We start from the raw sequence: 12,451 nt of genomic DNA, 5'->3' as shown, positions 1-12,451 counted from the left end.
GTTGTCGCCCGTAGGCGTCACCGTAACCGCTTGTCCCATCGAGTCGCATCATCGGCAATACGCGCAGAAATTGCCGCGACATTTCAGGTTTATGCAGGTGGAGCTGGCTTGGCAGGGGTGCGAACGGGCCAGTACTGTCGTCCCGTCCGGTGCGGTAACCGATCGCAAGAGGCGACGCCGCGCCGACCCGCTCAATCGTGATGAACGAACCGGGGACCCACCAGTAAGTCCGGGGTGAATCCGCGAGCCAGAGCCCGCGGTAGGGCGATCTTCCCGCCCGAATCCGTCAGCTAACCCGGTAGGCGGTGTCGGAAGGAGTTCCATCCACGTGCAGCACCTTTCCACCCCTCGGTTGTTCCCTCGCCTCCACGGCGCGGCGGTACCCGCGCTCATTCGTCCAGTGACGGTGAGCTGACCCCCCGGGTCATCGCCTAGCCGCCCGGCCACGCCGGGCGTTCCCCTGAGCGGTTCACCATCCGCGGACCACGGTCCGCGCGCCGGCGCCTGCCCGGATACCGGTCCGGTCGCCGCTGTGCCGCTCTCCCCCCGATCCGTGGAGGACCCCGTGAAGCACACCCTGCAGCGTCAGCTCCGCCGTTTCGCCACCGAGCGCCCGTACCAGATCGTTGCCGCCTCCGCCGCGGCCCTCGCGATCGCCACCACCACCGGCGCCCTGCTCACCACCGCCGACGACGCACCCGCCGGCGGGCGCACCGCGACCACCGTCGCCGAGATGCGCAGCGACGTCGCCGCCTCCCGTGGCGAGGCGCGTGCGGCGTCCCCGTCGGCCGGCGCCGCGCCGAGCACCGCCGCTCCGGCCACCACCGCCGCGTCGGCCAAGGCCAAGGCCAAGGCCAACCCCGACCTCACCCGTAAGCCGACGCCGCCGAAGCCGCCCGCGACGAAGGTCCTGGACTACGACTACGAGGCGCAGAACACGTACTACAACTGCGGCCCGGCGGCCACCCGGAACGCCCTCAGCGCCACCGGTATCGACCGCACCCAGGAGGAGCTCGGCGCCGAACTGGGCACCACCGAGATGGGCACCAACTCGGCCGAGGACACCACCCGGGTCCTCAACGCCGAGGTGAAGGGTTCCCCGTACCGGACCCGGATGTTCGCCGGCGCCCCCAGCCCGGCCCAGATGGACCGGCTCCAGGCCGACGTCGTCAAGGCCATCACCGACGGCCGTGGCGTGGTCGCGAACGTCGTCGGCGACGCCGTCGACACCGACGGCGGTTACCACTCCTACGGCGGCGGGCACTACATCGCCGTCGTGGGCTACAAGGACAACGGCCGTACCGTGCGCATCGCCGACTCGGCCAACGCCGCCGACCCGGCGTACTGGATCACCACCATCGACCTGGCCAACTGGATCGCCAGCCGGGGCTACTCCGCCTGACCCAGGCACGCTGACCGCCGCGGGCGTCGTCCCCCACAAGGGGCCGACGCCCGCGGCATTTTCGTCGGTGCGTCGGTGTCCGGCGTGGACGGCGGCTCTCGTACCGGGCCGTGAACCGTGGGAGACTGCGGCCGTGGTGGATGAATCGGGTGGTCAAGCCGGTCGTGGGCGGGTCCTGCTGCTCCTGCACGGAATGGGCACGAGCGGGGACGTCTGGTTGCCGTGGGCGCCGCTGCTGGAACAGCGCTGGGCGGGGCGGTGGCTGGCACCGGACCTCGCCGGCCACGGCTGGGCGGCGCCGCTGCCGTCGTACACCTTTGCGGGGTTGGCGGACCGGATAGCGCGCGGCCTGGTGGCCGGCGACCGGCTCGTCGTGCTCGGGCACTCGTTGGGCGGGGTGGTCGGCCTCGCGCTGGCCGCCCGCGCCGCCGGGACGCCCGTGGACGCCGTGGTCGGGCTGGGCATCAAGGCCGTCTGGTCACCCGACGAGCTGACCCGTGCCGCCGACCTCGCCGCCCGCCCGGTCAGCTGGTTCGCCACCCGCGCCGAGGCAGCCCGCCGCTACCTACGGGTGTCCGGCCTGGCCGGCCTGGTCGCGCCGGACCACCCGGTGGTGGACGCCGGCCTGCGGCAGGTCGACGGCCGGTGGCGTCTCGCCATGGACCCGACCGCGTTCGCCGTCGGCGAGCCCGACCTGACCGCGCTGCTCGCGGCGACCGACGCGCCGGTCGTGCTGGCGCGCGGGGAGCACGACCCGATGGTCAGCGACGAACAGCTCAAGGAGTACGGGGTGCCGGTCGTCACGTTGCCCGGTCTCGGCCACAACGCGCACGTGGAGGACCCGGCGGCCGTGCTGGCGCTGCTCGACCCGTACCGCTGAACTGGTCTACACCGGTGTGGGTGTGGCCAGTTCCGGTGCCGACGTCAGCTCGCGGCGGGCGGCGCCCAGGAAGGCGTCGGCGTACGACTCGGCGGGGAAGTCGCCCAGGTAGCGGCGGCGGGTGGCCCACCGCGCCTCGGCCAGCGGGTCGGTGTCCAGCAGGTCGGTCAGCACCTCGTCCACGTTGGACAGGTCGCGACGCAGCACGTACCCCGAGCCGGCCAGCGGGAAGCGCTCCACGAACCGGTCGCCCTCGCCACCCATGTCGGTGACCGCGTACGGCTTGCCGGAGTAGAGGTAGTCCGAGATAACCCCCGACACGTCGGAGACCAACGCGTCGGAGGAGTTGACGCACTCGGTCAGGCTCAGCTCCCGGGCCGCCGACCCGAACACGTGCTGCCGGCCGGTGCGGGCCCGATCGGCCGTCAGCAGCTCCGTCAGCCGGCCCAACTGGCGTGCCGACGCCGGGTTCTGCGTCGTGTACGGGTGGGCCCGCAGGATCACCGTCGCGCCGCGCTCCAGCAGCCGCCGCAGCAGTTGCTCGGCCACCGGCAGCGAGCAGTAGTCGGCGTCGGCGTGGTGCCCGGTCCAGGTGGGGGTGTACAGCACAGTGGGGTGCGCCAGGCCCCGCGCCGGCTCCTGGCGTACCTGGATCGACTCGACCTGGGGGCGGCCGACCACCACGAACTTGTCGGCGGGAATCTGCACCCCGGCGCGGGCGTACCTGTCGATCGCGGCCGGCCCGGCCACGAAGATCCGGTCGAAGATCCCGGAGACCGGGTTGGCGCTCGGTGCCTTGTCACTGTCGCCGTGGTGCAACTGCACGTGGGTGAGCTGGGTGAAGCGGATGCAGTGGCTGTTCTTCGCCCCGTGGTTGACGTAGAACGCCGCCCGCAGGCTCGGCACCAGCGCCTCGTCCATGGCCCGCAGGGTCGGGCAGTAGACCACCGGAGCGTCGGTGGCCGCGGCGATCGGCGCCAGGAACTCCGGCTCGCGCAGCATGACCAGGAACGGGCGGCCGATCCGTTGCAGGTACGGCAGCCACATGGTGACCTGGTATTCGGAGCCGGGCGGGGCGGAGAAGTAGAGCACGAACTCCGGCTGGTGCCGACGCAGCGCGCGACCCACCGCGCCGCCGCCGGCGCCCGGCCGGAACCGCCGCCGGGCCAGGTCCAGTGCGACCGCCCCCACACCCGCACCGACCAGCAGGCTGGCGACCAGAGGCACCACGGCCGGCAGCGTCAGCGCGGCGGCGAGGGCCACCACGGCGAGCAGCCCGAGCAGCGCGGTGCCGAGCTGGTCGGCGACCACCGGCGTCCAGGTGCGCACCGGTAGGTTCGCCGTCCGCATCTCCAGGTTGCCGGCGGTGCGCAGGGGCCCCACCAGCAGCACCAGCCCCAGCAGGACCAGCGCGGTGGCGACCAACGCCAGGTCGACGCCGTCGTCCAGCCGACGCCAGTAACCCACCAGGACCGCGGCGGCGATCAGCGTCGTCTCGGCGACGAGGTCGGCGCCGGGCCGGACCCGCTGCTCCACGGCCGACGCGACCACTGCCGCGACAGCCAACGCCAGGCCCCAGCCGGTGGCGTCGGTGAGCGCCAGCACGACGAAGGCCAGGACGGCCAACCCGGTGCTCAGGCAGCGGGCAGCCAGCTTACGGACCAGGTCGCCGCGCATGTCGCTCCGTTCGTGGTTCCGCAGCCGTGGGCGTCAGTTGGCCGACGCCACGTCGGCCGACGTCTCGACCTGACCCGGCCCGCCCTGCGCCGGAACGCTCGGCGTCACCCCGTCACCGGGCGCCCGGCGTACGTCGATCACCTGGCCGGTCAGGTCGGAGATCAGCACGTCCAGGGACGACTGGGCGACGGCCTCCGCGGCGAGCAGCGTGTGCTCCGGCTCCTCGCCGAAGGCCCGCGTCCGCATCGGGGTGGCGGTCCGCTCCGGGTTGATGCAGTTGACGCGTACGCCGACGTCGGCCCACTCGTCGGCGAGCGCCTGGGTGAGGTTGACCAGGGCGGCCTTGGTGGCCGAGTAGAGCGCGTAGCGGGCCCGGCCCCGGGTGTAGGAGCTGGAGGTGTAGAGCAGCAACTGGCCCTTGGTCTGTTGCAGGTAGGGCAGCGCCTGTCGGGCGATGGTCACCGGGCCGACGAAGTTGACCTGGAGCACCCGGTCCATGGTCTCCTCGTCCATCTCGGCGAGCTCGCCCCGCTCCAGGATCCCGGCGGTGACCACCACGTGGTCGATCCGACCGGTGGCCTCGAACGCGGTCGTCAGCGCGGCCTCGACGTCCTCGGCCCGCTCCACGTGGGTGCCGGTGCTGGAACGGCTGAACGGGAAGACCTGGGCGCCGAAGCGGCGGGCCAGCTCGGTCAACTCGTGGCCGATGCCGTAGCTGCCGCCGAACACCACGATGGTGCGGCCGGTCAGCTCCTCGCTGTAGCTGCGGTGGTCGGTCAGCCGGGGCGCCTGCGCCGCGGCGAGTTGGAAGAGCTTGTCGGCCAGGTGCACGTCGACCGGGTGGGTGACCTTGATGTTCTCGTCCGAACCGTCGATCACCTTGATCGGGGTGCCGGGCAGGTAGCGCAGCACCACGCCGCAGTCGTCGGTGGCGGCGAAGTTCGGGTCACCCTCGGCGATCCGGTACGCCTCACGGATGGTGGGGGAACGGAACGCCTGTGGGGTCTGCCCCCGGCGCAGCCGGGACCGCACCGGGATGTCGGTGATGCAGTCGTTGTCGTCCACCTGGATGATCGTGTCCGCGGAGGGGATGGCCACGTCCACGGCGTCGTAGGTCCAGAGGGCGTTGACGCACTCCCGCACGATCCGGCCGCTGAGCAGCGGGCGTACCGCGTCGTGGAAGAGGATGTTGCAGTCCTCCGGGCCGACCGCGTCCAGGGCGATCCGGGTGGTGGCGTTGCGGGTGTCGCCACCCTCGATCACCTTGGTGACCTTGCGCAGGCCGGCCTTGTCGACGATCTGCTGGGCGTCGTCGACGTGACCGGACGCCATCAGCACGATGATCTCGTCGATCTCGGGCGCCGCCTCGAAGACCGCCAGGGTGTGCTCGATGATCGGCTTGCCGGCGATCTTCAGCAGCTGCTTCGGGATGCCGAGGCCCAGCCGGGTCCCGGTGCCGCCGGCCAGAACCACGGCCACCGTCCGCGAGGGCCGCCATGGCGTCGGGGTCTCCGCTGCGGCGTCCGGGCCAGTGGTCTGGTCCTGCGTCATTGCCGGATCCTCACTCTCAGGGATGCGTTAACGGAAAGTTCCGCCCGAGCGGCGACGGGATGAACCTTAACGCGCGGACCGCGCCGCCCCAACGCGGGCGACGCGGTCCGTGGCGTCGTGTCGATGCCGAGGCGCTACTTGCTGTTGGCGTACGCCTCGTAGGCCCGGACGACCTCGTCGGTGGGGCCGTCCATCCGCAGGACGCCCGATTCCAGCCAGATCGTCCGCTCGCAGGTGTCCCGTACGGAGGAGAGCTGGTGGCTGACCAGGAACACCGTGCCCGCGCCCTCGCGCAACTCCCGCACCCGCTGCTCACTGCGCTTGCGGAAGCCCTTGTCGCCGGTGGCGAGCGCCTCGTCGATGAGCAGCACGTCGTGCTTCTTGGCGGCGGCGATGGAGAACCGTAGCCGGGCCGCCATGCCGGAGGAGTACGTCCGCATCGGCAGGCTGGCGAAGTCGCCCCGCTCGTTGATCCCGGAGAACTCGATGATGCCCGCGGCCTGCCGGGCGACGTCGTCGGGATGCATGCCCATGGCCAGGCAGCCGAGGGTGACGTTCCGCTCGCCGGAGAGGTCGTTGAGCAGGGCGGCGTTCACGCCCAGCAGCGACGGCTGCCCCTGGGTGTAGATCGCGCCCCGGTTGACCGGCAGCAGCCCGGCGATGGCCCGCAGGATGGTGGACTTGCCGGAGCCGTTGGTGCCGATCAGCCCGATCGCCTCACCCCGGTACGCGGTGAAGGAGATGCCCTTGACCGCGTGCACCTCCCGGATGTTCGGCGCGGAGGTGCGCTTGACCAGTCGGCGCAGCGCGGCGACCGGTGTGGTGCCGCCGCCGGCGCCCTGGTGCACCCGGTAGATGATGTGCGCGTCGTCGACGACGACGGTCGGGATGCGCTCCTGCGTCGGCGTCATCGTCGCGGTCGCCTCGATGGGCGTGTCGAAGTGCTCAGCCACGGCCGTACTCCTGTTCGCCCCGCCAGAAGTAGATGAAACCGCCGATCCCGGCGACCAGGGCCCACCCGGCCCCGACCAGCCAGAGCTGGGTCAGCGACTCGTTGAGCAGCGGCGCCTCCTCGAGCAGCGCGTACCGCGCCAGCTCGATGTAGACCAGCAACGGGTTGTACTGCACCAGCGTCGTCGCCCAGGCCGGCAGCCGCTCGAACAGGCTGACGTTGTAGAGGACGCCGGAGCCGTACATCCAGGTGCGCAGGACGAACGGCATGACCTGCTTGAGGTCGCTCGCCTTGGAACCCATCCGGGCCACCAGCAGCACCACGCCGGCGTTGAAGATCGCCTGCAGGAACAGGGCCGGTATCAGCAGCAACCACTGCAGCGTGATCGGCTCGCCGGTGACCAGCACGATGCCGATCAACACCACCATCGAGGCCAGCAGTTGCTGGAACTGCGTCAACGTGGTGGACAGCGGCAGGCTGGCCCGGGGGAAGTGCAGCGCCCGGATCAGCCCCAGGTTGCTGCTGATCGCCTGGGTGCCGGCCAGGACCGCGCTCTGGGTGAAGTTGAAGATGAACAGCCCGGTGGTCAGGTAGGCGATGTAGTTCGGCATGTCGTTCTGTGCCAGCACCACCCCGAAGATCAGGTAGTAGACCGCCGCGTTGGTGAGCGGGGTGAGCACCTGCCAGAGCTGACCCAGCTTGGCGTTGCTGTACGAGGCGACCAGTTTGGCGTTGGCGTACGCGGCGATGAAGTGCCGGTACGCCCATAGTCGGCGGCTGTACTCGACGACGCTGGGGCGCTCACCGGCGACCCTCAGCCCGTGTCGAGCGGCCAGCTGCGCCTGGGTCAGGCCCGTGTCGGGGTCGACCAGCGCGGTGGTGGCCATGGAAATGGCGCTCCGATCTCTGTGCAGACGGGGTGGCTCGCGACGATGGGATCCTAGTGGGAGATGTGCGCGGGGCGCCGCCTCGTCGCTGCGTGGACAGTAGTCCGAAACACGTCGGGACGCAACCGTATCGTCGTTGCGTTACGCTGGTCCCCGTGACCTGCGATAAGAGCCCTGGATGACGACCGAGAAGAGGCGGGCCCCGGCCGGAGCGGCGGTGCTGCGCGACGAGATCACCGCGGCGATCCGGCGTGCGCTGATGCAGGAGCTCGCCGCCGTCGGCTACGGCCGGCTCTCCATCGAGGCGGTGGCCCGCCGGGCCGGCGTCAGCAAGACGGCGATCTACCGGCGGTGGAGTTCGAAGCTCGACCTGGTGTTGGAGATCGTCGCCGCGGCGGCACACGGCAAACTGCCGGCGCTGGACACCGGCACCCTGCGCGGTGACCTCGCTCTGCTGTTCCAGGCGGTGGCGCACGCGTTGCGGCACCCGCTGGCGTCGCAGATCATCCCGGACCTGCTGGCCGAGGCCGCCCGCAACCCGAGCATCGACGAGACCCTGCGTCGGGTGCTGCGCGCGCGCCAACAGGAGATCGGCGGTCGCCTGGTCACCCGCGCGGTGCAGCGCGGCGAGCTGCCCGCCGACACCGACCCGGACGCGGCGATCGACCTGATCGTCGGCCCGCTCTACTGGCGGCTGGCCATCGCCCGCCTGCCGATCACCGACACCTACCTCGACAACCTGGTCGAGTCAGTGGCCGTCGGACTCGGTGCGGACCGCGTCCTGCCCCGACCCCGTCCGGCCCCGATCGCGGGTTGACCAGGGGTCCGACACTCGGTCGCCCGCAGCAGCGGTCCGCCCGTCCGATTCCGCTAGGCTGCCCCCTTGGCACCCGGCTGTCATCGATCAGACATCCGCTTTTCGCCCTCATTTCGCCGCCGGACGACAAGGACGCCCCGTGACGCAAGTGGAAGACGCTGTGGCGACGCCAGCGCCAACCGACCAGAGGTACGCCGGTGCTCGTTCCGGCGGCAGCAGCCGGCGCGGTCTGATCGGGCGGCTCAACGCCGCGGTGGCGGGGTTGCCCGTCGTCTTCACCGACGCGGCGGTCGTCAGCTTCGCCATCTGGACGCTGCTCTACCACCTCAACCTCGGCCTCAACCTGCGTCCGTCCGTCGTCTTCCTGATCTGGGTGATCCTGCAACCGGTCGCGGCGTACGGCGCCTGGAGGTTGCGTCGTCGGGACGTGGCCGCACGGCCCGCCGAGACCGACGACGCGGTGACCAGCCCGACCGACGCTCCCGCCGACCGTGCGTCGCTGCTGCGTCGGTACGCCCTGCCGGTCGCCACCGCGGTCGGCGCCGCCGCCTTCGCCGCCTTCGGTAAGGGGTTGCTGAGCTGGTGGTTGGCGGCCGGGCTCGGTCTGGTCGCGGTGGTGTCCGCGTGGCTGGCGCTGCCCCGCGCCGACAGGTCGGCCGGCGCGGTCCCCGCCGCGTCCGTCCGGGCGACCACTCCGGTGCAGGGGTACGTGGTCCTCGTGGTCTCCCTGGCTGCCGCGTACTTCGGCACGCTGATCAACCGGGTGTCCCTCGACGACGTCTTCTACGTGGGCAAGTCGGTGTGGGTGGCCGAGCGGGACACCATCCCGTTCCGGGACTTCCTGTTCACCGAGGGCGTGCTGCCGGGCGGTTCGGCGAACCCGCCGCTGCCCTCGTTCGAGGTGTTCGTCGGGGCGCTGGCCCGTGCGCTGCACGTGCACACCGGGTCGGTGCTCTGGTACCTCCTGCTGCCGGTGCTGGCCGTCTTCGCGGTCCTCGCCCTGTGGCGTCTCGTGCAGCGGTGGGCGCCGCGTCGTCCGCTGGTCGTGTTCGGAGTGGCGGCGGCCTACATCCTGCTCGTGGCGTACTACGCCGACGCCCTGAACACCTACCACCTGCCCCGGCTCACCCAGGGCAAGAGCGTCTTCCTGCACGCGCTGATCCCTCTCGCCTGGGTGTACCTCACCGACTACCTGGAGCACCGCTCCCGGCGGGCGTTGGTCCTGCTCACGTTGCTCTCGGTCGCCAGCGTCGGCTACACCACCACCGCCGTGTTCCTGCTGCCGTTGCTGGCCGGGGCGGCCGGCGTGGCGCTGCTGGTCACCCGGCGGGTGCGGGAGGCCGTCCTGTGCTTCCTGGCCGCCTCGGCCTATCCGCTGCTGTCCGGCGTGCTCGTCCAGGTGCTGCGCGGCGGCGTGGAGGAGGCCGCGGCGACGTACGCCCCGTTGCAGGAGCTGCGGACCATCTACGAGCTGACCCTGTGGCTCGGCATCCTCGGTCTGATCGGTGGGCTCGCCGTCTGGTGGTCGCCGCTCGTGATCCGGCGTGGCGTCCCCCAGCAGCTCGCCGTCGGCGCCGCGTTGGCGGTGACGGTCCTCATGGTGCCCGGGGTGTTGAAGCTCGGCGGTGACCTGAGCGGTCTGACGGCGGTGCTCTGGCGGGTGCCGTGGATCCTGCCGGTCCCGGCGCTCGTCGGTCTCCTCGCCGTTGTCCGGCTGCCGGGACCGGCCCGGGTGAACCAGGTCCTCGCCGTCGTCCTGCCGGTGCTGCTGGTGTTCGTCTTCTACACCCAGGGCAAGCCGATGTGGTACGGCGGTAAGGCGCTCGAGGACGGCCCGACCTGGCGGATGCCGGAGAACCGCAAGGCCGCCTCGTTCTGGATCAGGAACCTGGACCGCCCCGCCGGCCTGGTGCTCGCCCCGTCGTCGGTCATGCGGTCACTTCCGATGGTCACCACGGAGGTGCGGGTGGTGCTACCGCGTGACCTCTACCTCACCGACTACGGCCCGCAGACCCAGTTCGCCACCGACCGGCTGCTGCTCGCGACGTTCGCCGACGGGCAGCCCGTGACCCCTGGCGGGCAGGCCGTGTCCATCCCCGACGTCGCCGCGGCGATGGACCGGGTGGGCGTGGGCATGGTCTGCGCGTGGAAGGGCAACACCGCCGTCCCCGCCGCCGCCCCGACCCTCGGCCTGGAACCCTTGGCGTCGCGCAAGGCGCCCGGTGCCATGGTCTGTTACCGCGTCGGCGCCCCCGGCGGATCGTGAGGACGGTACCGGTGCACCGTTTTGACCGGAATGCCGCTCGCATACCCGCTTGGTGCCACCGCGACCTTTCGCGTTAAGGTCGCAGTCACGTCCGTCAGCCTCGTGCTGGCGTGACGTGACGAGCGCCCGCCAGGCGCTTCAGTCGCGGCTCCTGGTGTGCGCGAAGACCCGAGCCCAGCCCGATACGAAGATCGTAGGGAGCGAACTCGCTTGTTCGGCACGTTGTCAGGTCGGATCGGAGTGGCCGCCGGCGCGGCGCTGCTGGTGCTGGCCTACCTGGTCATGCTCGTCGCCGGCGCACTGGGCTGGGTGGCGCTGTTCGTGGTCGCCGGGCTGGCCGCCGTGTTCGGCGACTTCTTCCTCGCCCGCTGGTCTCCGGCATCGCACGTGCTGTTGGAGAAGGCGGGTCTGCACTGGTCGTACCGGCAACTGACCCGGGACCTCGCGGCGGTGCTGCTGGTCGTCGCGGAGGTGCGGCTCAGTGGCGGCGAGCTGAGCCTGCTGCTGGTGCTGCCGGCCGTGGTGTGGGTCGCGTCCGTCTTCGCCGGGGCGCTCTCCATCATGGTCGAGCGTCGTAACCCGACGTCCGCCCTGGTGCGCAACATCGAGCTGGGTCCGCTGCGCGCCGCCCCCCGGCCGCCGGCCTGGGTGACGGCGGTCACCGGTGACCGGATGCCGCTGCTCAACCTGCTGCTGGTGCCGGCCGCCGTGGCCGCCGCCGTGCAGCACGACGCGACGCCGTTCCTCGCCGCCGGCACTGTGGCGGTCGTCGCCACCGGTGTGGTGGCCGCCGTTCTGGCGCTGACCTGGCTGCGGGGCAGGGGCGCGCCGCAGGCGCCGCTGCTGCCCGCCGTCCAGCGGTGGATGGACACCTACCGACCCGAGGTGGCGCTCTACTTCGCGGGCCCGGCCAAGGACGTCTACCAGGCCAACATGTGGCTCGCCCCGGCAGAGGCGCTCCACCAGCGCGCGGTGGTCCTGATGCGCAGCCGCGAGGCGTTCCTGGAACTGGCCGACACCCGGCTGCCGGTCATCTGCGTACCGGCGGGTGTCGACTTCATGAACCTCGACCTGGGCGGCATCCGCGCGGCGCTGTACGCCGCGAACGTCGGCGCGAACATCCACATGCTTCGCGAGCCCGCCACGAAGCACGTCTTCGTCGGGCACGGTGACAGCGACAAGCAGGCCAGCGTCAACCCCTACAGCAAGGTGTACGACGAGGTCTGGGTCGCCGGGCTGGCCGGTCGGGAGCGGTACGCCCGCGCCGGCGTGGGGGTGCTCGACTCGGACATCGTCGAGATCGGTCGGCCGCAGCTCGCCGGGGTGCACACCTTCGGCGCCGAGTCGGTGGACCGGCCGTTCACCGTGCTCTACGCCCCCACCTGGGAGGGTTGGCTCGACGACGACCCATACCACACCTCGTTGGTGCTGATGGGTGAGCGGATCGTCAAGGGGCTGCTGGCCACGAACTCTCGGCTGCGACTGGTCTACAAGCCGCACCCGCTCACCGGGTCGCGGTCCACCAAGGCCAGGGCCGCACACGAGCGGATCGTCGCGGCCATCCGCGCCGCCGGCGGCGACGCGGACGCGTCCTCCCTGGACGGCACCGCGCACCTGGTGGTCACCGGTCGTACGCCGGCGTTGTTCGACTGCTTCAACCAGACGGACCTGCTGATCAGCGACGTGTCCAGCGTGGTCTCCGACTTCGTGCAGAGTCAGCGCCCGTACGTGGTGGCCAACCCGGCCGGTCTGTCCGAGGACGATTTCCGCCGGGACTACCCGACGGCCCGGGCCGCGTACCTGCTCTCGAAGGACTGCGGCGAGCTGGAGAAGATCGTGTCGGTGACCCGGGCCGGCGACGACCCGATGACCGAGGCCCGCCGGGAGCTGAAGACCTACCTGCTCGGCCCCGCCGAGGCGAACCCGATGGACCGGTTCCAGGAGGAGATCGACCGGCTCTGCCGCTGACTTCGCACGGATGGCGTTGCGCGCCCGGCCCGACACCTGTCGGGTCGGGCG

9 protein-coding genes and 1 riboswitch are annotated in these 12,451 nt (G+C 71.4%); of the genes, 5 read left to right on the top strand and 4 right to left on the bottom strand.

Annotated features, from left to right (window positions below):
- Nucleotides 1-178 precede the first annotated feature (178 nt).
- Nucleotides 179-320, top strand: a riboswitch (cyclic di-AMP (ydaO/yuaA leader).
- 233 nt (nt 321-553) lie between these two features.
- Nucleotides 554-1,402 (top strand): C39 family peptidase, encoded by an 849-nt coding sequence (locus GA0070612_RS27400; RefSeq protein ID WP_197699250.1) that lies wholly within the window; start codon nt 554-556, stop codon nt 1,400-1,402.
- A 133-nt stretch (nt 1,403-1,535) separates the two neighbouring features.
- Nucleotides 1,536-2,282: an alpha/beta fold hydrolase gene (locus GA0070612_RS27395; protein ID WP_088990540.1), complete on the top strand. Its 747-nt coding sequence runs from the start codon at nt 1,536-1,538 to the stop codon at nt 2,280-2,282.
- 6 nt (nt 2,283-2,288) lie between these two features.
- On the opposite strand, the gene GA0070612_RS27390 is transcribed toward GA0070612_RS27395, so the two are convergent.
- The 4 genes from GA0070612_RS27390 to GA0070612_RS27375 all read right to left on the bottom strand — a co-directional run bounded on the left by GA0070612_RS27390 (nt 2,289) and on the right by GA0070612_RS27375 (nt 7,349).
- Complete coding sequence (locus GA0070612_RS27390; protein WP_088990539.1) at nt 2,289-3,959, bottom strand: CDP-glycerol glycerophosphotransferase family protein; 1,671 nt, start codon at nt 3,957-3,959, stop codon at nt 2,289-2,291.
- Between the two features lie 33 nt (nt 3,960-3,992).
- Complete coding sequence (locus GA0070612_RS27385; RefSeq protein ID WP_088990538.1) at nt 3,993-5,510, bottom strand: bifunctional cytidylyltransferase/SDR family oxidoreductase; 1,518 nt, start codon at nt 5,508-5,510, stop codon at nt 3,993-3,995.
- A 134-nt stretch (nt 5,511-5,644) separates the two neighbouring features.
- On the bottom strand, nt 5,645-6,421 hold the full coding sequence (locus tag GA0070612_RS27380; protein ID WP_088991800.1) for an ABC transporter ATP-binding protein: 777 nt from the start codon (nt 6,419-6,421) through the stop codon (nt 5,645-5,647).
- A gap of 34 nt (nt 6,422-6,455) precedes the next feature.
- Nucleotides 6,456-7,349: an ABC transporter permease gene (locus GA0070612_RS27375; protein WP_088990537.1), complete on the bottom strand. Its 894-nt coding sequence runs from the start codon at nt 7,347-7,349 to the stop codon at nt 6,456-6,458.
- A gap of 178 nt (nt 7,350-7,527) precedes the next feature.
- Here GA0070612_RS27375 and GA0070612_RS27370 point away from each other — a divergent pair, with 178 nt between their 5' ends.
- The 3 genes from GA0070612_RS27370 to GA0070612_RS27360 all read left to right on the top strand — a co-directional run bounded on the left by GA0070612_RS27370 (nt 7,528) and on the right by GA0070612_RS27360 (nt 12,400).
- Nucleotides 7,528-8,166 carry a TetR/AcrR family transcriptional regulator gene (locus GA0070612_RS27370; protein ID WP_088990536.1) on the top strand — a complete coding sequence of 213 codons (639 nt, stop codon included), beginning with the start codon at nt 7,528-7,530 and terminating at the stop codon, nt 8,164-8,166.
- 139 nt (nt 8,167-8,305) lie between these two features.
- Complete coding sequence (locus GA0070612_RS27365) at nt 8,306-10,432, top strand: DUF6077 domain-containing protein (RefSeq protein WP_157742621.1); 2,127 nt, start codon at nt 8,306-8,308, stop codon at nt 10,430-10,432.
- 210 nt (nt 10,433-10,642) lie between these two features.
- Nucleotides 10,643-12,400 (top strand): CDP-glycerol glycerophosphotransferase family protein, encoded by a 1,758-nt coding sequence (locus GA0070612_RS27360; RefSeq protein WP_088990534.1) that lies wholly within the window; start codon nt 10,643-10,645, stop codon nt 12,398-12,400.
- Nucleotides 12,401-12,451 lie beyond the last annotated feature (51 nt).

The organism is Micromonospora chokoriensis, assembly GCF_900091505.1.
Lineage (GTDB): Bacteria > Actinomycetota > Actinomycetes > Mycobacteriales > Micromonosporaceae > Micromonospora > Micromonospora chokoriensis.
This window is presented reverse-complemented; position numbering and strand designations above follow the sequence as displayed.